At 68.1% G+C, this 22,873-nt stretch carries 18 protein-coding genes; 14 read left to right on the forward strand and 4 right to left on the reverse strand.

Annotated features, from left to right (window positions below; genetic code table 11):
* Positions 1-10 precede the first annotated feature (10 nt).
* The 4 genes from M2165_RS14485 to xylB all read left to right on the forward strand — a co-directional run bounded on the left by M2165_RS14485 (position 11) and on the right by xylB (position 4,316).
* Entirely contained in the window at positions 11-682 is a 672-nt protein-coding gene (locus M2165_RS14485) for a transaldolase family protein (protein WP_280815307.1), read from the forward strand.
* 22 nt (positions 683-704) lie between these two features.
* A complete protein-coding gene (locus M2165_RS14490) occupies positions 705-1,652 on the forward strand; it encodes a carbohydrate kinase (protein WP_280815308.1) in 948 nt (315 codons plus the stop codon).
* Positions 1,653-1,689: 37 nt separating this feature from the next.
* The gene (locus tag M2165_RS14495; protein WP_280815309.1) at positions 1,690-2,631 is read left to right on the forward strand and encodes an AraC family transcriptional regulator; all 942 of its coding nucleotides are present in this window, start codon (positions 1,690-1,692) and stop codon (positions 2,629-2,631) included.
* Between the two features lie 200 nt (positions 2,632-2,831).
* On the forward strand, positions 2,832-4,316 hold the full coding sequence (gene xylB / locus M2165_RS14500) for a xylulokinase (protein ID WP_280815310.1): 1,485 nt from the start codon (positions 2,832-2,834) through the stop codon (positions 4,314-4,316).
* A gap of 133 nt (positions 4,317-4,449) precedes the next feature.
* Here the strand turns inward: xylB and groL are convergent, their stop codons facing one another.
* Together groL and M2165_RS14510 are read right to left on the reverse strand one after the other, a co-directional pair.
* Positions 4,450-6,102 (reverse strand): chaperonin GroEL, encoded by a 1,653-nt coding sequence (gene groL, locus M2165_RS14505; RefSeq protein WP_280815311.1) that lies wholly within the window; start codon positions 6,100-6,102, stop codon positions 4,450-4,452.
* A 43-nt stretch (positions 6,103-6,145) separates the two neighbouring features.
* The gene (locus tag M2165_RS14510) at positions 6,146-6,439 is read right to left on the reverse strand and encodes a co-chaperone GroES (protein WP_157612430.1); all 294 of its coding nucleotides are present in this window, start codon (positions 6,437-6,439) and stop codon (positions 6,146-6,148) included.
* A gap of 221 nt (positions 6,440-6,660) precedes the next feature.
* Here M2165_RS14510 and M2165_RS14515 point away from each other — a divergent pair, with 221 nt between their 5' ends.
* From M2165_RS14515 to M2165_RS14525, 3 genes are all read left to right on the forward strand, one after another.
* Positions 6,661-7,026 (forward strand): hypothetical protein, encoded by a 366-nt coding sequence (locus M2165_RS14515; protein ID WP_280815312.1) that lies wholly within the window; start codon positions 6,661-6,663, stop codon positions 7,024-7,026.
* A gap of 284 nt (positions 7,027-7,310) precedes the next feature.
* The gene (locus tag M2165_RS14520) at positions 7,311-8,369 is read left to right on the forward strand and encodes an AraC family transcriptional regulator (RefSeq protein WP_280815313.1); all 1,059 of its coding nucleotides are present in this window, start codon (positions 7,311-7,313) and stop codon (positions 8,367-8,369) included.
* A gap of 75 nt (positions 8,370-8,444) precedes the next feature.
* Positions 8,445-9,443: an AraC family transcriptional regulator gene (locus M2165_RS14525; protein ID WP_280815314.1), complete on the forward strand. Its 999-nt coding sequence runs from the start codon at positions 8,445-8,447 to the stop codon at positions 9,441-9,443.
* Between the two features lie 731 nt (positions 9,444-10,174).
* On the opposite strand, the gene M2165_RS14530 is transcribed toward M2165_RS14525, so the two are convergent.
* Positions 10,175-10,759, reverse strand: coding sequence for a hypothetical protein (locus M2165_RS14530; protein ID WP_280815315.1), 585 nt, complete (start codon positions 10,757-10,759; stop codon positions 10,175-10,177).
* Positions 10,760-10,883: 124 nt separating this feature from the next.
* Here M2165_RS14530 and M2165_RS14535 point away from each other — a divergent pair, with 124 nt between their 5' ends.
* From M2165_RS14535 to M2165_RS14545, 3 genes are all read left to right on the forward strand, one after another.
* Positions 10,884-14,081 carry a YadA family autotransporter adhesin gene (locus M2165_RS14535; protein WP_280815316.1) on the forward strand — a complete coding sequence of 1,066 codons (3,198 nt, stop codon included), beginning with the start codon at positions 10,884-10,886 and terminating at the stop codon, positions 14,079-14,081.
* 25 nt (positions 14,082-14,106) lie between these two features.
* A complete protein-coding gene (locus M2165_RS14540) occupies positions 14,107-14,559 on the forward strand; it encodes an outer membrane protein assembly factor BamE (RefSeq protein ID WP_280815317.1) in 453 nt (150 codons plus the stop codon).
* 242 nt (positions 14,560-14,801) lie between these two features.
* Positions 14,802-15,389, forward strand: a complete 588-nt coding sequence (locus tag M2165_RS14545) for a winged helix-turn-helix domain-containing protein (RefSeq protein ID WP_280815318.1) — start codon at positions 14,802-14,804, stop codon at positions 15,387-15,389.
* Between the two features lie 18 nt (positions 15,390-15,407).
* Here M2165_RS14545 and M2165_RS14550 read toward each other — a convergent pair whose 3' ends face one another.
* A complete protein-coding gene (locus M2165_RS14550; RefSeq protein ID WP_280815319.1) occupies positions 15,408-17,003 on the reverse strand; it encodes a phospholipase D family protein in 1,596 nt (531 codons plus the stop codon).
* 174 nt (positions 17,004-17,177) lie between these two features.
* Here M2165_RS14550 and M2165_RS14555 point away from each other — a divergent pair, with 174 nt between their 5' ends.
* The 4 genes from M2165_RS14555 (at position 17,178) to M2165_RS14570 (ending at position 22,865) form a co-directional block, all read left to right on the forward strand.
* Positions 17,178-19,280: a TonB-dependent siderophore receptor gene (locus M2165_RS14555; protein ID WP_280815320.1), complete on the forward strand. Its 2,103-nt coding sequence runs from the start codon at positions 17,178-17,180 to the stop codon at positions 19,278-19,280.
* 30 nt (positions 19,281-19,310) lie between these two features.
* Complete coding sequence (locus M2165_RS14560) at positions 19,311-20,489, forward strand: PepSY domain-containing protein (RefSeq protein WP_280815321.1); 1,179 nt, start codon at positions 19,311-19,313, stop codon at positions 20,487-20,489.
* Positions 20,486-20,677, forward strand: coding sequence for a hypothetical protein (locus M2165_RS14565; RefSeq protein ID WP_280815322.1), 192 nt, complete (start codon positions 20,486-20,488; stop codon positions 20,675-20,677). The genes M2165_RS14560 and M2165_RS14565 overlap by 4 nt, the downstream gene beginning before the upstream one ends.
* Before the next feature lie 106 nt (positions 20,678-20,783).
* Positions 20,784-22,865: a TonB-dependent receptor gene (locus M2165_RS14570; protein WP_348541061.1), complete on the forward strand. Its 2,082-nt coding sequence runs from the start codon at positions 20,784-20,786 to the stop codon at positions 22,863-22,865.
* Positions 22,866-22,873 lie beyond the last annotated feature (8 nt).

The following is a 22,873-nucleotide window of genomic DNA, read 5'->3' on the forward strand; positions in this document are numbered from 1 at the left end:
GCGGCGCGCGATGAACAGCGATTTCCATCTCTACCTCGACAGCGCCGACATCGCGGAGCTGGAGGCCTGCCTGCCGCATCCGGTGGTGCATGGCGTGACCACCAATCCGACGCTGCTGCGGCGCGCCGGCGTCGACCGCGCCGGAGTGCCGGGGCTGCTGAAGCGCTGCATCGCGCTCGGCGCGCGGCAGGTGCAGGCGCAGGTGTATTCGAGCGACGTGGACGGCATGCTCGACGATGCGCGCGCGCTGCACGCGCAGTTCGAGCCCGGCCAGCTGGTGGTGAAGATCCCCGCCACGCGCCAGGGCCTCGCGGCCGGCGCGCAGCTGATCGCCGAGGGCGTGCCCGTCACCTGGACCGCGGTCTACGCGGCCGAGCAGGCGCACTTCGCCGCACAGCTGGGCGCGGCCTATGCGGCGCCGTACCTCGGGCGGCTCGAGGATGCCGGCATCGACGGGCTCGGGCTGATCGCGCGCATGCAGTCGCTGGTGGCGCAGCGGCCCGCATCGGGCACGCGGCTGCTCGTGGCGAGCGTGCGTTCGCGCGAGGCGTATCTGTCGCTGCTCGCGCTGGGCGTGGGCGCGATCACGATCCCGCCGCGCCTGCTGCCCGCGCTGCTCGACCATCCCCCCACGCTGGAGGCCGAACGCGGCTTCCTCGCCGATGCGAGCGCCTTGCGCTGACCTGGCCGAGAATTCACCCACCATGCGCATTGCACTCACGGGCGAAGCCCTGATCGATTTCACCGCCAGCCAAGCCGGCGCCCTGGCGTTCCTCGGCCACGAGGGCGGATCGCCGCTCAACACCGCCGTGGCCTGCGCCCGCCTCGGACAGCCGACCGGCTTTCTCACACAGCTCTCGACCGACCTGTTCGGCGAGCGGCTGATGGCCTTTCTGGCGCGCAACGGCGTCGACACGCGCTTCATCCTGCGCAGCGCCGCGCCCTCGACGCTGGCCTTCGTCGAACGCACGCCCCAGACCAACCGCTATGCCTTCTACACGCACGGCAGCGCCGACGCCACCTGGGCGCCCGAGCCGTTGCCGCAGCTGCCGGCGGAATGCCGTTTCCTGCACTTTGGCTCGATCTCGCTGCTGCAGGAGCCTGCCGCGACGCACATCGCCGAGCTCGTGGCGGCCAATGCGGGGCGCTGCGTGATCGTGTTCGACCCCAACGTGCGGCCGAGCCTGATTCCCGACATGGCGGCCTACCGGGCGCGCATGGCCGAATGGTTCGCGCTGGCGGACCTCGTCAAGCTCAGCGACGAGGATGCCGAGCTGCTCGCGCCCGGCCAGCCGGTGGATGTACTCGCGGCGCAATGCCTGCAGGCGGGCGCGCGCGCGGTGGTCGTCACGCAGGGCGGCGCCGGGGCCACGCTCTGGCGCACCGGCCACGCGCCGCTGGCCGTGGCGGCGCCGCGCGTCGAGGTGGTCGACACCATCGGCGCGGGCGACACCTTCACCGCCGGGCTCTCGGTCGCGCTGCTCGCGCAGGGCGTGGAGCATCCCGCGCGGCTGGTCGAACTGGGCGACGACGCGTGGCGCACGGTGATGCGCTTCGCCGCCACCGCCGCCGCGCTCAACTGCACGCGCGAGGGCGCCGATCCGCCGACGCTCGCGGCCGTCGAGGCCGCGCTCGCGCAGCAGGGGGCCTGAAGAAGTCCGCCGTTCCTTGTCTTGCGAGCAGGCCGCCATGACGACATCCACCCGCAAACGTTCGATCCCGCGCCAGCGCCATCCCGAGCTGGAACGCGATTTCGCGCGTTCGCCCTCGCTGGGCTACGAGGCGCCCGAGGAGACCGGCCTGGTGCGCTGCCTCGCGCACGGCTTTCCGAGCCCGCTCGTGCGCTGGCATTTCCATGAGGATTACGAGCTGCACCTGATCACCGAGACCTCGGGCAAGGCCTTCATCGGCGACTGGATCGGTCCGTTCCAGCCCGGGCATCTCGTGCTCTGCGGGCCGCGGCTGCCGCACAACTGGATCTCGCTCGACGTGCCCGAAGGCGGCGCGGCCGGGCGCGACCGCGTGATCCAGTTCCGCCACGAGCCGATCGAGAGCGCCGCGGCGGTGATTCCCGAGTTGCGCGAGGTGATGCAGCTGCTCGAGCGCGCGCGCCACGGCATCGAGTTCTTCGGCATGTCGCAGCAGGCGCAGGCGCACTGGGACCGCATCAAGGCCGCACGTGGCACGCGCCGGCTCGGGCTGTTCTTCGAATTCATGGCCGACCTCGCGCAATGCACCGACTACCGGCTGCTCTCGAGCGTGCAGATGCAGGGCGCGCAGGGCAGCGACGGCGATGCGCAGGTGGACCAGATCAACGACATCGTCAACCGCATCACCAACAACCTGACCGAACCGATCTCGATGGCCGACGTGGCGGCCGAGCTCGGCATGAGCGAGAGCCGCTTCAGCCGCTTCTTCCGCCGCGCGACGGGCAACAGCTTCACCGACTTCGTCAACCGCGTGCGCATCAACAGCGCCTGCCATCTGCTGATGCAGACCGACCACTACGTGACCGACATCTGCTACCAGGTCGGCTTCAACAACGTGGCCAACTTCAACCGGCGTTTTCTCGAGATCAAGGGCATGACCCCGAGCGAGTTCCGGCGCCAGGCCGACACGCGTTTCGGGTAGATGAAGCACCCCCCATGCCGCTTCGCGGCTCCCCCCTCTCTCGCCTTCGGCGGGAGGGGGGCGCACCCGGCGGCCCGGCGGAGCCGGTTCCGCGGGTGCCCTGGAGGCTTCGCTGCGCTCGCCGGCCTGGACCGTCCGAGGGGCGCGACGGCGGCGGCGCGCGGCGCCATGGATCACTGAAATACCAGCGAGGAATCATCTTGTACCTGGGGCTCGATCTCGGCACTTCCGAACTCAAGGCGCTGCTGCTCGCCGAGGACCACCGCGTCGTGGGCGTGGCGCGCGCGGCGCTCACCGTCGATCGGCCGCGGCCGCTGTGGTCGGAGCAGGCGCCCGCGCAGTGGTGGCAGGCGCTCGAGGAGGTGATGCGCACGCTGGCCGCGTCGCAGCCCGAGGCGATGGCCGCCGTGCGCGCGATCGGTCTCTCGGGCCAGATGCATGGCGCCACCTTGCTCGATGCGGCGGGCGAGGTGCTGCGGCCCGCGATCCTCTGGAACGACGGCCGCAGCGGCGCGCAATGCGAGGCACTTGCGCGCGCGGTGCCGCGGCTCGGCGAGATCGCCGGCAACCTCGCGATGCCGGGCTTCACGGCGCCCAAGCTGATGTGGGTGCGGGCGCATGAGCCCGAGGTCTTCGCGCGCATCGCGCGCGTGCTGCTGCCGAAGGACTGGCTGCGCTTCATGCTGAGCGGCGAAGCCGTCAGCGAGATGTCCGACGCGGCGGGCACGCTGTGGCTCGACGTGGGCGCGCGCGACTGGTCCGACGAACTGCTGGCGGCCACGGGCCTCACGCGCGCGCAGATGCCGCGGCTGGTCGAAGGCAGTGCGGTATCGGCGCGGCTCAGGCCCGAACTCGCGGCACGCTGGGGCCTGGCCCGCGGCCGGGTGCCGATCGCGGGCGGCGCGGGCGACAACGCGGCCAGCGCGGTGGGCATGGGACTGGTCGAGCCGGGGCAGGGCTTCGTCTCGCTCGGCACCTCGGGCGTGGTGTTCGTTTCGACCGACCGCTTCCTGCCGAACCCGGCGCAGGCGATGCATGCCTTCTGTCACGCACTGCCGGGGCGCTGGCACCAGATGTCGGTGATGCTCTCGGCCGCGAGCGCCGTGAGCTGGGCCTGCAAGGCCTTCGGCTTCGCCGACGAGGCCGCGCTGCTCGCAGCCGCCGCGTCGGTGGCGCCCGAAGCGCGTGCGCGCTGCCCGCTCTTCCTGCCCTACCTCTCGGGCGAGCGCTCGCCGCACAACGATCCGCATGCACAGGGCGTGCTGTTCGGGCTCACGCATGCGCACGGCCCCGCCCACATCGCCTACGCCGTGGCCGAGGGCGTGGGCTTCGGCCTGCGCGACGGCTTCGACACCCTGCGCCTTCCGGACGACATGCCGCTCTCCGAGCTTGCGCTCGTCGGCGGCGGCGCGCGCAGCGCGTGGTGGGGCCAGTTGCTGGCCGACATCTTCGGCGTGACGCTCACGCGCTACGCGGGCGGCGAGACCGGCGGCGCGCTCGGCGCGGCAAGGCTCGCGTGGCTCGCCGACGGCGGGAGCGTGGCGCAGGTCTGCACGCAGCCCCCCGTGACGCAGCGGCTCGCGCCGACGGCGGACCGCAGCGCGCACGCGCCGCGCCTTGCGCGCTTCCGCATTCTCTACGCCGTTCTGTGCACGCAATTCGAACAACCCACCGAACGCCCATAAAAAAACCCGTCGGAGACGGGTTTTTTCGTTCGGGAGACACCGCGGATCCGGCTCCGCCGGTCCGCAGGTGTCGCCCCCGGACGGGGGTTGGCGCAGCGGACACGAAGTGCCGCGCAGCCTGGGGGCGACCCAGTTACATCCCCATGCCGCCCATGCCACCCATGCCGCCCATGTCGGGCATGCCGCCGCCGGCAGGTGCCTCGTCCTTCGGTGCGTCGGCGACCATGGCTTCGGTCGTCAGCAGCAGCGAAGCGACCGATGCGGCGTTCTGCAGCGCGGTGCGGGTCACCTTCGTCGGGTCCAGGATGCCCAGCTCGAGCATGTCGCCGTAGCTGTCGTTGGCAGCATTGAAGCCGTAGTTGCCCTTGCCGGCCAGCACTGCGTTCACCACCACCGAGGCTTCGCCGCCGGCGTTGTTCACGATCTCGCGCAGGGGCGCTTCGATGGCCTTGAGCACCAGCTTGATGCCGGCGTCCTGGTCGGCGTTGTCGCCCTTGACCTTGTCGCCCACGGCCTGCTTGGCGCGCAGCAGCGCCACGCCGCCGCCGGCCACCACGCCTTCTTCCACTGCAGCGCGGGTGGCGTGCAGGGCGTCTTCGACGCGTGCCTTCTTTTCCTTCATTTCGACTTCGGTGGCGGCGCCGACCTTGATCACTGCCACGCCGCCGGCCAGCTTGGCCACGCGCTCTTGCAGCTTTTCACGGTCGTAGTCGCTCGTGGCTTCCTCGATCTGCACGCGCACTTGCTTCACGCGGGCTTCGATGTCGGCAGCAGCGCCCGAGCCGTCGATGATGATGGTGTTTTCCTTGCCCACTTCGATGCGCTTGGCCTGACCCAGGTCGGCCAGCGTCACCTTCTCGAGCGTGAGGCCCACTTCCTCGGCGATGACCTTGCCGCCCGTGAGGATGGCGATGTCTTCGAGCATGGCCTTGCGGCGGTCGCCGAAGCCGGGCGCCTTGACGGCCACGACCTTCAGGATGCCGCGGATCGTGTTGACCACCAGCGTCGCCAGGGCTTCGCCTTCGACTTCTTCGGCAATGATCAGCAGCGGACGGCCGGCCTTGGCAACCTGCTCCAGCGTGGGCAGCAGGTCGCGGATGTTGCTGATCTTCTTGTCGAACAGCAGCACGAAGGGGTTGTCGAGCAGCGCCGATTGCTTCTCGGGGTTGTTGATGAAGTAGGGCGACAGGTAGCCGCGGTCGAACTGCATGCCTTCGACGACGTCGAGTTCGCTCTCGAGCGACTTGCCGTCTTCGACGGTGATCACGCCTTCCTTGCCGACCTTGTCCATCGCGTCGGCGATGAGCTTGCCGATGGTTTCGTCGCTGTTGGCCGAGATCGAGCCGACTTGCGCGATTTCCTTCGAGGTGGTGGTGGGCTTCGAAGCCTTCTTCAGCTCTTCGACCAGGGCCGTCACGGCCTTGTCGATGCCGCGCTTCAGGTCCATCGGGTTGATGCCGGCGGCCACGTACTTGAAGCCTTCGCGAACGATCGCCTGGGCCAGCACGGTGGCGGTGGTGGTGCCGTCACCGGCGTTGTCCGAGGTCTTCGAGGCCACTTCCTTCACGAGCTGCGCGCCCATGTTCTGGAGCTTGTCCTTGAGTTCGATTTCCTTGGCGACCGACACGCCGTCCTTGGTCACGGTGGGGGCGCCGAAGGAGCGCTCGAGCACCACGTTGCGGCCCTTGGGGCCCAGGGTCACCTTGACGGCGTTGGCGAGAATGTTCACGCCTTCGACCATGCGTGCGCGGGCTTCACCGCCGAAGACTACGTCTTTTGCTGCCATGTTTTGTTTACTCCGGAAAAGTTAGGGGATCGGGTCCCGCGAATTACTTGGCTTCGACGACCGCGAACAGGTCGTCTTCCTTCATGACGAGCAGTTCGTCGCCGCCGACCTTGACGGTCTGGCCGCTGTACTTGCCGAACAGGACGCGGTCGCCGACCTTGACGGTCAGTGCGGTCAGTTCGCCCTTGTCGTTGCGCTTGCCCGGGCCCACGGCCAGGACTTCGCCCTGGTCCGGCTTCTCTGCCGCTGCGTCGGGAATGACGATGCCCGAGGCGGTCTTGGTTTCGCTGTCAACACGCTTGACGATCACGCGATCGGCCAAAGGACGAAGTTTCATTGCATCTCCTGGATAAGAAACGGGGTTGGGGTCGGGCGCCGCGAAGCGTCGGCGGCCCATCGGCTGACGCGAGGCGATGTTGCTAGCACTCGTCAGCAGCGAGTGCTAATCATAAGGGCAATCGATGGACTTTCAAGGCGCGGGCGCGGCGTTCGCCCAGATCGATGCAAGCGGCTACCATCCCCGCGCCACGTTTCCCCTCCGGCGACACAGGAGCCCGCATGTTCAGCTTTGCCCGAAAACTTCTTCTTGCCGGTCTCGTGCTCGCCGCCGCGGTCTTCAGCGCTCAGGCCGTCAGCGCCGACAACGAGTGGCTCGTCGGCACCTGGGAGTTGACGCGCGATCCGGATGGACATGCCAAGGACTGGATGGAGTTCAAGGCCGACGGCCAGACCACCAGCATCTCCGCGGCGGGCAGGAGAGTGCCGGGCGTCTACACCCTGGGCGATGGCACCGTCGACCTCATCTATGCCTTCAAGGGGAAGACCATTCCTATCCGGCTGACCTATGGCGAGGACAGGAAGACCCTTTTTGCCCGCTCACCGGTGACGGGCAGCATTTCCGAATATAGAAAAGTCCAGCGGTAGCGCTGATCTATTTACATTCCCGCCAAATCAATTGTCAGCTGGCGGGGGCGGGCTGCGCAGTTTTTGGTGAATTGCACGATATTCATAAATAGAGTGCAATTTTCTTATCAAGTAATTCTTTTTGTTGCAATAAGGTGGCGGCCGCTCGCCTTTGCACTGCGCATGTGTTGAAAAACGCGTGATTCCGCATGCGCTCGAACCCGGCCCCGGTCGGGTCGCTGATTCGTTCCTCCAGGTACGCCGCAGCCGGAACGCTGCAGAGGTTGGGCTCGTAGCACCTCTCCATGCCCGGCCGCCCCGCCTCCACGATCCCCCGTTCTCCGCCGCGCGTGCAGCATTTCGGCACGCAGGATCTGCCGCCCGAACGACGGTTTGCCGAATGGTCACGCAGGTTCAGCCGGCTGCTGGGCTATGCCGGACTGGCGCCGTCCGGCGACGGCGCATTCGAGCAGACCCTCACCCAGGTGGATCTTGGCGCCATCCGCTTTCTTCGCCTGCAGGGAAGCGCGATCTATTCGCGCGCGCGCGGTGGCGAACTGCAGGACGCTGCACTGCGCCCCGTGCAACTGCTGATGCAACTCGGCCAGGGCGCCACCATGCTCACCCAGGGCAGGGAAGCAAGGATCGGGCAGGGCGACATGGTGCTGCTGGATGCGCGCGAGGATTTCCGCCTGATGACGGAGCCGGCGACCGACCTTCTCGCGGTGGGTTTTCCAGAAGCGCTGGTGGCGCGCTGGCTTCCGTTCGCGCAGGATGTCGTGGCTTTGCGGCTGGCCCGGGGCACCGGCTGGGCGAGCACCTTGTCGGTGTACCTGCGCAGCCTCACGGCGGGGTTGCTAGAGCGCATCGAGAGCCCGTTCGAGGAGGAGATCGTCGGCGAGCACATCCTCTCGATGCTTTGCTTCGCGCTCGCGCAGCACGGCTTCCCGATGTCCGTGGGCAATGGCGTTTCCGAGCGCGACCGCATGCTGCACGCCCGCATGTGCGGCTGGATCCGCGACAACTACAGCAATCCGGACATCAACGCGACCAAGCTGGCGCGGCAGTTCAACGTCTCCGTGCGCCATGTGCACAAGGTGTTCGCGGAAGCCGGGCGGGGGAGTACCTTCCACGACGTGCTCAAGCACGAGCGGCTCGAGGCGGCGGTGCGCATGCTCCGTACGGCCCGGGTCTCCCGCACATTCATCGCCCAGATCGCCGAACGGTGCGGCTTCTCCGATCCCGCCTATTTCGGTCTGGTGTTCCGCAAGGCCTACGGGTGCTCTCCCGGGACTTTTCTGCGGCGCGGCGGGGAGGCGATCAAGGCTCCGCCGGCCCCCATTGCGTCCAAAAATAAGGGTTAACCCTTATAACTTCTCGAGTTGCTTGCCGAACTCTAGGTTGTGAAAATTGTTAATCAAACCCCAGCGACGAAGCCAGTGAGCACTTTTTTCCCCCCTCAGGCTCCGGGGCGGCCCCGGAAGCGCGGGGAACTGGCTGCGCGCACGGAAGCGCTGGAGGAGAAGGCCGTCACCTGGCAGCACAACGACGCGCCGCCAAGCCCGGTCAACCTGAAGCTGGTCCTGGTCGATCCCGACGGGCTCGCCTTCCTGCGTTCCCAAGGCGATGCGGTGGACATCTACCGGCCGGCGGCGAGCGTGCCCGAGGAAGGCCAGATGTACCCTTTTCATCTGCTGCTGAAAATGTCGCCGGGGCCGACCGTCGTCGAGCAATGCGGGCGCGTCGCCACGCTCCAGGACGGCGACATGACGCTGCTCGACTCCAACGAGGCCATGCGCCTGCGGTCGTCCCAGGGGAACGATGCCTGGATCATCGGTCTCGCGACCTCCCTGATCACACGCTGGCTGCCGAACGCGCAGGACGCGATCGCGTTGCGGCTCGACGGCAGCGAGGGATGGTCCGGCGTGCTGTCGAGCTACATCCGCTCGCTCGACATCCGGCAGGTGCAGCTGGAAGGCGGCAAGTTCCAACGCGAGTTCGTGGCCGAGCACATCATGTCGATGCTGTCGTTCTCGCTCGCCCAGACGGGGGTGCCGAGCCTGGACACCGATGCCGTGCCGCCGCGGGACCGCGCCATGCACGCGCACATGTGCGACTGGATTCGCGACAACTATGCCGATGCGGAAGTCACGGCCGCCAAGATGGCGGCGCATTTCAACCTGTCGACCCGGTATGTGCACAAGGTGTTCGCGAGTGCCGGACGGGGCGTGACCTTCAGGGACGCGCTGCAGCAGGAACGTCTTGAAGCGGCCCGTCGCCTGCTGCGTCCCGCCGCCGGCGCCAGCATGCCGATCGCCCAGGTCGCGTATCGCTGTGGATTCTCGGACCCCGCTTATTTCGGCCTTGTGTTCCGCAAGAAATACGGCTGCTCGCCGGGCGCGTTTGCCCAGGCGCAGAAAGCCGAAGCCGGGACGTAGGCCCCTCGCGCTGAGCAGTTGCTGAACCGCCCGCCGCCGAAGGCCCGGGCGGGTTCGTCGTCGCATTCGCCCGATCGCCTCGTCGGGACACCTTCATTCATTCATTCATCGCACACGCGTTGCGGGGCCGCACATCTGTGGTCCCGAAGCGAGGACATGGCGCGTAGTTACAAATGCGAAGAGACAACTGTGTAGTGCTGCCGCTTCGTGCGCACAACTCACATCGCGGCTTCCGATTATTCCTATTGGCAAATTTTTTTAATTACTAAAGTACTCGAATGCGCTTGGACACTGTCAGGGGAAACGATAGGTGACCTTTGCGAAAAGAGCGTTTTGGTTCCCGTGGGCAGTTTCAAAATTACTGTGATCTGTCCAAGTCCGAGGTTTTTGTAAATGAACAAAACGTACCGCAGCATTTGGAACGAAGTTCTCGGCGCATGGGTCGCCGTCGCCGAGAGCACCCACGCCAGGGGCAAGGCGAGCCGCTCCTCGCGTTCGGCGAGCCGACAGCTCGTCGCGGGTTCGGTTCTGGGCCTCGCGGCCTTGGGTACGGGTCTGTCGCACGCAGGAACCTCGATCCAGATCGACCAGATCGGCAACGGCACCGCCACGGGCACCGGCGGCACGGCGCCCGCGACATCGGGCGCCTTGTCCATCGCCATCGGCGGTGGCAGTGGCGCCAACGCGCAGAACGCCAGCGTCGCGGTCGGCGATCAGTCGAACGCGACGGGTCAGGACTCGATCGCGGTGGGACGGCGCGCCAACGCCACGGGCGACCGTTCGGTGGTGGTGGGATCGGACGCCCGTGCGAGCGCCGCCAACGCGTCAGCGTTCGGCCAGCTCTCGCAGGCGACCGGAGAAAGCAGCACCGCGCTGGGCCACAGCGCCTTGGCGAACAGCGCGAACGCGACGGCGATCGGCGCCTTCAGCACCGCCAATGCCGGCAACGCCGTTGCCATCGGCCCCGGCTCCGCGGCGGGCGCGAACTCGTCCATTGCCATCGGTAGCGCTGCCTTCATTCCGACCAACGGCAATGCGATCAACAACATCGCGATCGGCACGGGCGCCACCACGGGCATCGTGTCCACGTCTGGCTCGGGCAGCCAGATTGCCCTCGGCCGCGGGGCCACGACGGAGGTGTACGGCTCCATCGCCATCGGTGACAACGCACGCGCGCTCACCAACCACAAAGCCATTGCTTTCGGCTTCAACGCACTGGCGTCGGGGAACAGCACCATTGCATGGGGACGAGATTCATCGTCAACGGGAGACTTCTCGATGGCATTGGGCGCCTGGGCGGATGCGGGCAGCGCCAACGCCGTGGCGATAGGGCGGAATGCAATATCTCACGGAAGCCTCGCACTCGCGCTGGGGCCTTTTGCAAACGCCAGTCATACCAATGCGGTCGCGCTCGGCGCGTCCTCCGTCACTGCGGCACCCGTGGGAACCGCGAGCGCAGCCATCGCGGGCGTCACCCACAACTTCGCCGGCGCCACCCCGGGCAGTACGGTGAGCGTCGGCAGCGCCGGCAGCGAGCGCACGGTCACCAACCTCGCAGCGGGCCGACTGAGCGCGGCGAGCACCGATGCCGTCAACGGCAGCCAGTTGTTTGCGGCCAACGAAGAAATCACCGCCGTCGATACGCGCGTCGACACCCTCGGCGCCGGAACGGCCAGCCATCTGGGCACCGGCGCCACCTACGACGCTGCCACGGGCACGCTCACGGGCCCGACCTACAACATCAACGGCGCCAACTACAACACCGTCAAGTCAGCGGTCGAAGCCGCGGGCTCGGGCTGGAACCTGAGTGCCGACGGCGGCACTACCAGCGACAACATCGGCCCCGGCGAAACGGCCAACTTCGCGGCCGGCAGCAACACCACCGTCACGCGCAACGGCAACACCATCACCTACGGCGTGGTGAGCAACCCCACGTTCTCGGGCGGCGTGACGGCCCAGAGCTTCCAGGTGGGCAGTACCGGGCCGAGCCTGAGCGCCACCGGCATCGATGCGGCCGGCACCAAGATCACGAACGTGGCCGCGGGCACGGTGAGCAGCACCAGCACGGATGCCGTCAACGGCAGCCAGCTGTTCACGAGCAACCAGACCATCAGCAAGTTGGGCGATACGGTGGCGAGCAGCCTGGGCACCGGCGCTACCTACGACGCTGCCACGGGCACGCTCACGGGCCCGACCTACAACATCAACGGCACCAACTACAACACCGTCAAGTCCGCGGTCGAGGCCGCCGGCTCGGGCTGGAACCTGAGCGCCGATGGCGGTGCCACCAGCGACAACATCGGCCCGGGCGAGACGGCCAACTTCGCGGCCGGCAGCAACACCACCGTCACGCGCAACGGCAACACCATCACGTATGGCGTGGTGAGCAATCCCACGTTCTCGGGCGGCGTGACGGCGCAGAGCTTCCAGGTGGGCAGCACCGGGCCCAGCCTGAGCGCGAGCGGCATCGATGCGGCCGGCACCAAGATCACCAACGTGGCCGCGGGCGCCGTGAGCAGCACCAGCACCGATGCGGTCAACGGCAGCCAGTTGGCCGCGGTGAGCAGCGTCGCGGGCGCGGGCTGGAACATCAGCGCGCAGGGCGCGAACGCAACCAACGTCGGGTCGACCAGCCCGACCGGCAACAGCGTCGACCTGAACAACACCGACGGCAACATCCGCATCACCAAGCCGGCCGACAGCAACAGCGTCACCTTCGGTCTCTCCGACGACCTGAGCATCGGCAACAGCGTGAGCGTGGGCGGTACGGGGGGCACCGTGGTCAACGCCACGGGCGTGACCACCGGCGGCGGCAGCGGCCCGAGCCTCACGACCGGCGGCATCGATGCGGCCGGCAGGAAGGTCACGAACGTGGCGGCGGGCACCCTCAGCAGCACCAGCACCGACGCAGTCAACGGCAGCCAGCTGTTCGCCACCAATTCGGCCGTGGAGAACCTCGCCACCACGGTGGCGACGAGCACCACGCGCTACTACAGCGTCAACGACAACAAGGTCCAGGGCGGCAACTATGCCAACGACGGTGCCGAGGGCGCGAACAGTCTCGCGGCGGGCGTGAACGCGAGGGCCGCCGCGTCCGAGGCCAGCGCGCTGGGCTTCAACGCCAACGCTCTGGCCGCCGGTTCGGTCGCGCTGGGTTCGGGCTCGGTGGCCAGCACCGCGGCAGGCGTTGCCGGCTATGTGCCGCCGTCGGCCGGCGCGGCGCAGCAGGCCGCGATCATGGCGACGCTCAGCACGCAGGGTGCGGTGTCGGTGGGCGACGTGGCAAACGGCGTGCTGCGGCAGATCACCGGCGTGGCGGCAGGTACGGCCGCCAGCGATGCGGTCAACGTGGCGCAGTTGCAGGCGGTCGCCAATTCCGTTTCGGCGGGCGGATCGAACAAGTGGGTCAGCGGTTCGCAGTCCGATGCGCAGTACGTCGCGCCCAGCGCCAGCGGCACGGCGAGCACCGCGGTGGGTTCCGGCGCCTCGGTGACGGGCAACAACAGCGTCGCCGTGGGCTCGGGCGCGCAGGCCGCCACCGCCAACAGCGTCGCGCTGGGCAACGGCTCGACGACGGGCGTTGCGACGCCGACGGCGAGCGCCACGATCCTGGGCACGACCTACCAGTTCGCGGGGGCCGCACCGGTCGGCGTGGTGAGCGTGGGCAGCGAAGGCGCCGAACGCCAGGTCACCAACGTGGCGGCGGGCGCGCTCAGTGCGACGAGCACCGATGCAGTCAACGGCAGCCAGCTCTACGCGACCAACCAGGCGATCAACAACATCACCGTGGGCGGGGCGGGCATCAAGTACTTCCACGCCAACTCCGCCACCGCGGACTCCCAGGCCGCAGGCGCGGAAAGCGTGGCGTTCGGGCCGCAGGCCATCGCGCTGGGTGCCGGTTCCCTTGCCGGTGGCAGCGGCGCGCAGGCCAATGGGGCGGGCAGCGTTGCGCTGGGCGCGGGCGCGATTGCAGCGGCCGCCAACGGGATCGCCCTCGGCAACGGCGCAACGGCGGACCGCGGCGGCATGGCCGGCCAGCGCGAGCTGTTCTCCGGCGAAGCGGTCAATTCCACGCAGGGCGCGCTGTCGGTGGGCAGTGCGGGCAGCGAGCGGCAGATCACCAATGTGGCCGGCGGCACGCAGGCGACCGATGCGGTCAACGTGCGCCAGTTGCAGGCGGTGCAGAACCAGGCAGTGAAGTACGACACCAACGCCGACGGCACCGTGAACCACAACAGCATGACCCTGCAGGGCGCCGGTGGAACGGCGATCCACAACCTGGCCGACGGCGTGGCGGCCTCGGATGCCGCCACCGTCAACCAGGTCAACCAAGCGACGGCCGCCTCGTCGGCGTACACCGACGCCCGGGCCGGCCAGTTGCGCGACGAAATCAAGAGCAATGCCAAGGATGCAAGCGCAGGCACCGCCGGCGCGATGGCGATGGCTGGCATGCCGCAGGCCCACATCCCGGGCAAGAGCATGCTGGCGGTCGCCGCTGCGGGGTATGACGGTCAGGCCGCCCTCGCGATCGGCGTGTCCAAGCTGTCGGAAAGCGGGCGCTGGATCGTGAAGTTCAGCGGCTCGGCCAACTCGCGCGGCAAGGTCGGCGTGTCGGCGGGCGCCGGCTTCCATTGGTGAGCAGGGTTCCACAGGAACACGCGTCATGACGAAACGACTTCGACCGTCTCTGTCTCTGGCCGCCGCGTTCGGCGCTGCGGCGTTGCTGGCTCTGCAGGGTTGCAGTTCGCCCAGCAAAGGCATCACCGACGACGGCCGGGCGGCCCAGGTGGTCTTTCCGGACCCGGACAAGGACGCCTGGCGCAAGGACGGCGTGTACCCCAACCTCGACAACCTGCGTGCCGTGGGACCGGGGATCACGAAAGATCAGCTCTACGCACTGATCGGCCCCCCGCATTTCAGCGAGGGGATGGCGGGCGTTCGCGAATGGGACTACATCTTCCATTTGCGCAAGCCGGGCGGGACTGCGAGCACCTGCCAGTTCAAGGTCATCTTCGACAAGAACTACAAGGGCCAGAGCTTCCACTGGCTGCCGGCCGATTGCGGCGCCTGGCTGTCGGCGCGGCGCGTCAGCGAACCGAAGGAACGGGGGCATTGATTGCCTTATTTGCAACCCGATCGCCGGAGGGACCTCGAGGTCCACGGCGAACAGAAAGGACATTGATGGAGAGTGACGACAGAGGAGGTGCTTCGTTCGGGCGCATTGCGATCCTGGGCCAGGAAGGCCGCACGCGTGAGGCCGTCAGGCGGATCGTTCGCCGATTCGGGTATGAGGCGGTGGTTCTTTCCGGCAGCGGGGCAAGCGCATCGAGCCGCGGCGGTTCCGAAGGCTTCAAGGGGTTGCTCCTGACGGGCGAGAGCGACAGCCTCTCTTCCATCGGACTGGTTCGCGAAGCCCGCCATCTGGTCGACGCGAACGTGCCGATGCTGTGCCTGGTGCCCAGGAACCAGTTCGACGACGTGAGCGCGCTGCGGCAGGGTGCCAACGACGATTTCATCGTCAAGCCCTCCTCGTTCAGCGAGCTCTTCAGCATCCTGCGGCTCTTCCTGAGCAACTTCCCGGGGCCGATGCCCCCGCTCGAGCGCGAGTGGGGCGGCTATCGCTTCATGATGTCGAGCAACACGGTCGAATTCGGCGGCAAGCGCGTGCAACTGCGGCCCGACGAGTTCGACCTTGCCGTCGAGCTCTTCTCCAACGAAGGCTGCACGCTGGGCCGCGATCTGCTGTGGACTGCGGTCTGGGCCAAGGCATGGGATGGGAAGTCGCGCATGCTGGACACCTGCGTTTCCGTGCTGCGCCGCGCCCTGAAACTGCCTGCGAACGGCTGGGAACTGCGCGCGGTCTGGGGTTCGGGCTACCGGCTCGACGGCTCCTCGTCGTCGCAGATGCCGGCGATGGCGCCGTACTGGTCGCCTTCGCCGACGTGATGGGCACGGCGCTCTGCGCTACAGCTGGTCCGTCGGCACGAACCACGAGAACAGCAGCAGCTGCAGTCGCGTGAGCAAGCTGGAGTCGGGCTCGCTGTCGAGCACCTCGTTGTCCACGTCGCCCGTGCCGATCCATTGCACGGTCTGGCCGTCGGGCATGAGCACGACGCGATAGACACCTTCGATGTCGTCGAGCTGATAGGCATAGAGCAGGGCCTGCGCGAGTTCGAAGCTTCTCACGCGGACGCCGAACTCGGTGTTCAGCCGTGCGGAGCGGGGATCGAGGTTCATCGAACCGAGCAGCACCCATTCGCGGTCGACCAGTGCGAGCTTGGCATGGAGCCGGCCGCGGGCCTTCTTGAGCAGGTCGCGGATCTGGCGGTTGCGCTTGAGCTGCCGGGTGCTGACTTCGTACAGGTTCACGCCGAGCTTCAGCATGTCGACCCGGTAGCGGTTGTAGTTGATGTTGACCAGCGGCTCGTCGCTGTCGGCCAGCGAATTGGTCACCACGCTGATGCGCACGCCGCGCGCGCGACCCTCGCGGATGCGCGCCATGCCCTCCTCGCCGGGAATGAAGTAGGGCGAGATCACCACCACGTCCGAGCGTGCGCTCGCGGTCATCTGATGGAAGCGGGCCGCCAGTGTCTCGTCGGTCGAGCCGATGCCGAGCGCCTTGTGCGGGCTGTCGGCTGCGGCATGGGCTTCGGCGCGCATCCATTTGACGCGGCCGAGGTCGGCGAGCTGCGCGCCCAGCGGCGGATCGCCGAGCAGGTCGGTGCCCGGCAGGGCGGGCGGCGGCGGCGCCCGGTCGGATGCTGTGGCGGCGTCGAACTCGGCCTTGAGCGCTTCCACGCCCACGCCGCCCGCGCTCGCGACCTGCGCGACCGGGTAGACCACGTCGCTGTTCCAGTAGGTGTCGAAGATGCGTGCCGCTTCGGGCACCACCGGTCCCGCCATGAGCAGTTCGAAGTCGATGAAGTTGGCGCCTTCCGCGCGCAGGAAATACTCGTCGGCCAGGTTCCGGCCACCGGCGATCGCCATCGCCCCGTCGGCGACGAAGAGCTTGTTGTGCATGCGGTGGTTGAGGCGGCGGAAGTCGCCGAAGAACTCCATCCACCGCGTGGCCGAGTGGTCGCGTGCATTCACGAACGGATTGAACAGGCGGACTTCCGCGTTCGGCTCCGCGGCCAGCGCCAGCAGCAGGCGGTCCATGCCCGCGGTGTAGAAGTCGTCCACCAGCAGCCGCACCCGCACGCCCCGGCGCGCGGCGTCGCGCAGTTCGCGCAACAGCAGGCGGCCGGTCTTGTCGTTGCCGAGCTGGTAGGTCTGCACGTCGAGCGACGCTTGCGCCTGCCGCACCAGCTCCAGCCGCGCATCGAGCGCGAAGGCGGCTTCCACCAGCGGGCGCACGCTGGACTGGGCGGTGTCCGGTCCGGCGTTCAGACGGGCTGCCGCACGCCCGATGGGGGTCGCGGGCGAGGCCGCGATCGAGAGCGTCGGCGGCTCCGGCGTGCGCGGCGGCAGACCCGCGCAGCCGGCGAGCAGCCACGCCACGCCCCAGGCTGCCAGGCCGCGCAGCACGAGGCGAAACGAAGAACCAAGGAGCTGGAGCATGGAATCGGCCGATGTGCAGGCATGGGCCGCGGGGAATCGTAGCCGCTTTGCGTCGCGGCCCGATCCTTAGCAATGCATCAACATCCCCGGCGCTTTCGGGGAATTCGCAACAAGTGAGACTTTATAACTATTAGAATGCGAATCGTTCTTAGTAAGTTTTGGAGTGGAGCAGGAATGACGAGGTTCATGGCGGGGCGCAAGGTCGCATCGGTTCTGGCGGGCTGCATGGCCATCTATGTGCAGCAGCACGCGGTGGCGCAGCAGCCCGGAGCGACCGGCTCGCTGCCGGAGGTGCGGGTCGATGCGAACGCCGAGGCCGAAACGGCCACGTCGCCGGTCATCGGCTACCGCGCCAGGAATGCCGCGACGGCGACCAAGACCGACACGCCGCTGGCCGAAACCCCGCAGTCGGTGACCGTGGTCACGCGCGACCAGATGGTGGACCAGGGCGCCACGAGCCTGCAGGAGGCGCTCAACTACGCCGCCGGCGTGCGCTCCGACGCCTATGGCGTGGACTCGCGCACCGACTCGATGCGGGTGCGCGGCGCCTATCCCGACATCTATCTCGACGGCCTGCGCCAGGCCTACGGCTACTACACCAGCACGACGCGCACCGAACCCTACACGCTCGAACGACTCGAAGTGCTGCGCGGCCCCTCGGGCATGCTGTTCGGTGCGGGCACGGCGGCGGGCGTGATCAACATGGTCAGCAAGCGCCCGCTGCAGGAGACGCAGCGCGAAGTGGGCGTGCAGTTCGGCAGCTTCGGCCGCAAGCAGATCCAGGCCGATCTGACCGGGCCGCTGAACGCCGACGGCAGCCTTTCGTACCGGCTGATCGCGCTGCAGCGCAAGTCGGACACGCAGGTGGACTACGTGCCCGACGACCGCAGCCTCATCGCGCCATCGCTGACCTGGCGCCCCAGCGCAGCCACTTCGCTGACCCTGCAGGGCCTCTGGCAGAAGGACAAGAGCGGCAGCAGCTCGCAGTTCCTGCCGTGGGCGGGCACCTTGCTGCCCAATCCGAACGGGCGCATTCCGAGCAGCCGCTTCATCGGCGAGCCAGGCGACTACTACGACAGCGAACGCAAGACCTTCGGCTGGCAGTTCGAGCACAAGTTCAACGCGAACTGGACCGTGCGCCAGAACTTCCGCTACGCCCAGAACGAAAACGACAACCGCTACCACTATGGCGGCGCCTTCGCCGGTGCCGAAAGCTGGGACGCGACCGACCCGATCTTCAAGCGCGTGCTGAGCCGCTACTACGACAGCCAGCTGACCCTCAACCGCACGCAGACGCTCGACAACCACGTCGAGGGCCATTTCCAGACCGGCGCCCTCAAGCACACGCTGCTGGTCGGCGCGGACTTCGCGCGGCAGCGCGAAAACGTCTGGGGCGGCACCACCGCGGACACCATCGACGTCTATGCGCCGGTCTACGGCCATGTCGACGAGCCCGAGCGTGCCGCGCGGCCCCGCACCCGCCAGCGCCAGACCGGCGTCTATCTGCAGGACCAGATCAAGCTCGACAACTGGATCTTCGTCGCGGGCCTGCGTCATGACCGCGCGGTGTCGAGCGCCGTGGGCAGCGAGAACGAGAAGAGCAGCGCCACCACCAAGCGCCTGGGCGTGATGTATGCGCTGCCGTCGGGCTGGTCGCCGTACGTGAGCTACAGCGAGTCGTTCACGCCGCAGTCGCCGCGCCAGGGCCGCATCTTCACGCCGCTGCGCGGCGAGCAGTGGGAGGTCGGCGTCAAGTACGAGCCGAAGGACCGTGCCGTGGCCTTCAGCGCCGCTGTCTACGACCTGCGCGAGAAGAACCAGATCGTGGAGGAGCAGCCCAACGTGTTCTCGCAGCGCGGTCTGACGAAGACCAAGGGCGTGGAACTCGAAGCCAAGGGTTCGATCGGGCCGAACCTCGATCTGGTCGCCCACTACAACTACACCGATGCGGACGCGCAGATCGAAGGCCTCCCCCAGCATCAGGCGAGCGTGTGGGCCAAGTACCGCTTTTCGCTCGGTGGCATCAGCGGGTTCTCGGCCGGTGCCGGCCTGCGCGTGATGAGTTCTTTCCGCGACATGCAATCCGGCGTCGGTCCGCGCATCCCGGGCATTGCGCTGGCAGACCTGGTGTTCGCCTACGACAGCGCCCGCTGGCGCTACGCGCTCAACATCAACAACGTGACGGACAAGAAGTACTTCAGCACCTGCCTCTCGCGCGGCGACTGCTGGTATGGTGCACGCCGCAACATCGTGGCGAGCGCGACCTACCGTTTCTAACGTTCTACCTTCGACGAGGACAGCAGCGACATGAACAGCCGGAAGATCAAGACCTGGGCCTGGGTGCACAAGTGGAGCAGCCTGGTGTGCACCGTGTTCATGCTGCTGCTGTGCATCACCGGCCTGCCGCTGATCTTCCACCACGAGATCGGGCATCTGCTGGGCACCGAGGTCGAGGCGCCGAAGATGCCGGCCGACACGCCGCGCGTCAGCCTCGACCGCGTGCTCGAGGTCGCGCGTGCCAAGCACCCCGACCGCATCGTGCAGTTCGTGTCCCAGCCCGAGGACGACGACGGCCTGTGGCTGGTCACGCTCACGCCCACGCCCGAGCCCACGGAGGACTTCAAGAGCGTGGCCGTCGATGCGCGGACCGGCGCCGTGCTCGCGCAGCCGAAGTTCGACGAGGGCTTCATGTACGTGATGTTCAAGCTGCACGTCGACCTGTTCGCAGGTCTCGCGGGCAAGCTCTTCCTCGGGTTCATGGGGCTGCTGCTGCTGGTGGCGGTCGTCTCCGGCGTGGTGCTCTACGCGCCCTTCATGCGCAAGCTCGACTTCGGCACCGTGCGCCGCGAGAAGCGGCCGCGCCTGAAATGGCTCGACCTGCACAACCTGCTCGGCATCGTCACGCTGGTGTGGGTCTTCGTGGTCGGCGCCACCGGCATGATCAACACCTGGGCCGACCTGCTCATCAAGTACTGGCAGTACGACCAGCTCAGCACGCTGCTCGCGCCCTACAAGAACGAGCCGGTGGTTCGCGCGGCCGAGCGCGCCTCGGTGCAGCGCTCGATGGAAGCCGCCGTACAGCAGACGCCCGGCATGAAGCTTTCGTTCATCGCCTTTCCGGGCACCGCGTTCTCGAGCCCGCACCACACCACCTTCTTCATGCGCGGCAGCGAGCCCCTGACCTCGAAGCTGCTGAAGCCGGTGCTGGTCGACGCCAAGACCGCGCAGGTCACGGCGGCGCCCGACATGCCCTGGTACCTGACCGCACTGCTGGTCTCGCAGCCGCTGCACTTCGGCGACTACGGCGGCATGCCGATGCAGATCATCTGGGCGCTGCTCGACATCGCGACCATCATCGTGCTGGGCAGCGGGCTCTACCTCTGGCTCAAGCGAGGCCGCACGGTGCCTGCGCAGGACCCGCCCACGGCGGCGGGCGCCGATGGGCGTTCCCCCGAACCGGCCGCGGCGATGAAGGTGCAGGCATGAAGCACCAGCGGCATCCGCAGTCGTTCCGGCGCATGTGGGGCTGGCCGATCGCACTGGGCGTGCTCACGGCGGTGGGCCTGGTCTCGGCGCTGTTCAGCGAGGGCGGCGCGGGTGACGTGCTGGCCTGGTTCGCGCTCGGCATTCCGGTCGCCGTGTGCGCCTGGTTCGGCTGGGGCAAGAAGGGCTGATCTCCAGCGGACCGGGTTCTCACTGGCGTGAGTCGGTGCGCGCCGAAGCAGAATCGGCGCGATGAATCCCGCCTTCGCTCTTCCCGCCGCGGCCGCGCCCTGGCTTCTGCTCGGCCTTGCGTCCGGCACGGCCGCCCAACCCGCCGAGCGCGGCAGCCTGCCCGAAGTCACCGTGTCCACGCCGCGTGGCGAGGTGGCACCGTTCAGCGTGCCGGGCTCGGTCGACCGCATCGACGGCGCGGAAATGCGCGAGAACCGGCTGCAGGTCAATCTGTCCGAAAGCCTGGGCGGCGTGCCGGGCCTGCAGGTGCAGAACCGCATGAACTACGCGCAGGACCTGCAGCTGTCGATCCGCGGCTTCGGCGCGCGCTCGACTTTCGGCGTGCGCGGCGTGCGGCTCTACGTCGATGGCATTCCGGCCACGCTGCCCGACGGGCAGGGCCAGACCTCGAACATCGACATCGGCTCGGTCGATCGGGTCGAGATCCTGCGCGGGCCGTTCTCGGCGCTCTACGGCAATTCGTCGGGCGGTGTGCTGCAGGCCTTCACCGCCTCGGGCGAAGGGCCGCCGCGGCTGTCCTATTCGGCCGCGCTCGGCAGCTTCGGCACCTGGCGCCAGTCGCTGCAGGCCAGCGGTGCGCAGGGCGCGGTCGACTACCTGATCGGCGCCAGCCGCTTCCACACCGACGGCTGGCGCGAGCACAGCGCGGCACGGCGCGACCTGGTGAACGGGAAGCTCGGCATCGCGCTCGACAACGGCGACCGGCTCACGCTCGTGCTGAACAGCGTGCGCATCGATGCGCAGGACCCGCTCGGCCTGACCGCGAGCCAGTACGCGCTCGCGCCGCGCGGTGCGCCGCTCGCCACGCAATACGACACGCGCAAGACGGTCGACCAGGTCCAGCTCGGCCTGCTCTACGAACGCCGCCTCGGCGCCGATCAGGGGCTGCGCCTGATGGTCTACGGCGGCGAGCGCAAGACCACGCAGTACCAGTCGATTCCGCCCTCGGCGCAGCAGACCCCGTTGCATGCGGGCGGCGTGATCGACCTCTCGCGGCAGTACAGCGGCATCGACCTGCGCTGGAAAGCGGCCTGGACGCTCGCCGGCCAGCCCTTCGACGTGGTCGCGGGCCTGGGCTACGACAGCTTGCGCGAACAGCGCCGCGGCTACGAGAACTACCTCGGCCCGGTGTCGGCGGCGCTGCTCGGCGTGCAGGGGCGGCTTCGGCGCAACGAGCGCAACGAGGTCTGGAACCTCGACCCGTATGCGCAGGCGACCTGGCGCTTCGCCGAGCGCTGGACGCTCGAAGCCGGCGTGCGCCGCAGCAGCGTGCACTTCGATTCGCGCGACCGCTACATCGTGGGCGCCAACCGCGACGACAGCGGCAGCGCACGCTATGGCAAGACGCTGCCGGTGGCCTCGCTGCGCTACCAGGCGACCGCCGACCTGGCGTTGTACGGATCGGTCGGGCGCGGCTTCGAGACGCCGACGCTCAACGAGCTCTCGTACCGCGCGGGCGGCGCCAGCGGCCTCAACTTCGCCCTGCGCCCTGCGGTGAACGACAGCCTCGAGATCGGCGCCAAGGCCCGGCTCGGCGGCGGCCTGCTGACGGCGGCGCTGTTCCAGACCCGCACGCGCGACGAGATCGTGACCGACACGAATACCGGCGGCCGCTCCACCTTCCAGAACGCGGGCCGCACGCGGCGCAACGGCTTCGAGCTCGCCTGGCAGCATGAAACGGCCGATCACTGGCGCACGCAGGTGGCCTATACATGGCTCGATGCGCGCTACCGCGAGGGCTTCTGCTCGCCGTCGCCGTGCGCGGCGTCGAACCAGATCGCGGCCGGCAACCGCATTCCCGGCATCGCGCGGCAGTCGCTCTTCGCCTCGCTGGGCTGGGTGCCGCCCGAGGGCTGGCGCGCCGGCGTGGAGATGCGCGCGCTCGGCCGCATCCAGGCGAACGATGCCAACACCGCGAGCGCGCCCGGCTACGCGGTGGCGGCGCTGTACGCCGGCTATCTGAGGAAATGGGAGCGTTGGGAATTCAACGCCTTCGCGCGCGTCGACAACCTGTTCGACCGGCGCTACGTCGGCTCGGTCATCGTCAACGAAGGCAATGCGCGCTATTACGAACCCGCGCCGGGCCGCAACTGGACGGTGGGCCTGAGCGGCGCATACCGCTTCTGAAGGCCCAC

The sequence above is a fragment of the Variovorax sp. TBS-050B genome (assembly GCF_029893635.1).
In the GTDB taxonomy this organism is placed as follows: Bacteria; Pseudomonadota; Gammaproteobacteria; order Burkholderiales; family Burkholderiaceae_C; genus Variovorax.

Bases quoted from the DNA above. Each gene is read 5' to 3' on its own strand.
- M2165_RS14495 (WP_280815309.1), top strand. From the start codon at position 1,690: ATGACGACATCCACCCGCAAACGTTCGATCCCGCGCCAGCGCCATCCC.
- M2165_RS14560 (WP_280815321.1), top strand. From the start codon at position 19,311: ATGAACAGCCGGAAGATCAAGACCTGGGCCTGGGTGCACAAGTGGAGC.
- M2165_RS14515 (WP_280815312.1), top strand. From the start codon at position 6,661: ATGTTCAGCTTTGCCCGAAAACTTCTTCTTGCCGGTCTCGTGCTCGCC.
- M2165_RS14565 (WP_280815322.1), top strand. From the start codon at position 20,486: ATGAAGCACCAGCGGCATCCGCAGTCGTTCCGGCGCATGTGGGGCTGG.
- M2165_RS14490 (WP_280815308.1), top strand. From the start codon at position 705: ATGCGCATTGCACTCACGGGCGAAGCCCTGATCGATTTCACCGCCAGC.
- M2165_RS14485 (WP_280815307.1), top strand. From the start codon at position 11: ATGAACAGCGATTTCCATCTCTACCTCGACAGCGCCGACATCGCGGAG.
- M2165_RS14550 (WP_280815319.1), bottom strand. From the start codon at position 17,003: ATGCTCCAGCTCCTTGGTTCTTCGTTTCGCCTCGTGCTGCGCGGCCTG.
- groL (WP_280815311.1), bottom strand. From the start codon at position 6,102: ATGGCAGCAAAAGACGTAGTCTTCGGCGGTGAAGCCCGCGCACGCATG.
- M2165_RS14555 (WP_280815320.1), top strand. From the start codon at position 17,178: ATGACGAGGTTCATGGCGGGGCGCAAGGTCGCATCGGTTCTGGCGGGC.
- M2165_RS14520 (WP_280815313.1), top strand. From the start codon at position 7,311: ATGCCCGGCCGCCCCGCCTCCACGATCCCCCGTTCTCCGCCGCGCGTG.
- M2165_RS14540 (WP_280815317.1), top strand. From the start codon at position 14,107: ATGACGAAACGACTTCGACCGTCTCTGTCTCTGGCCGCCGCGTTCGGC.
- M2165_RS14510 (WP_157612430.1), bottom strand. From the start codon at position 6,439: ATGAAACTTCGTCCTTTGGCCGATCGCGTGATCGTCAAGCGTGTTGAC.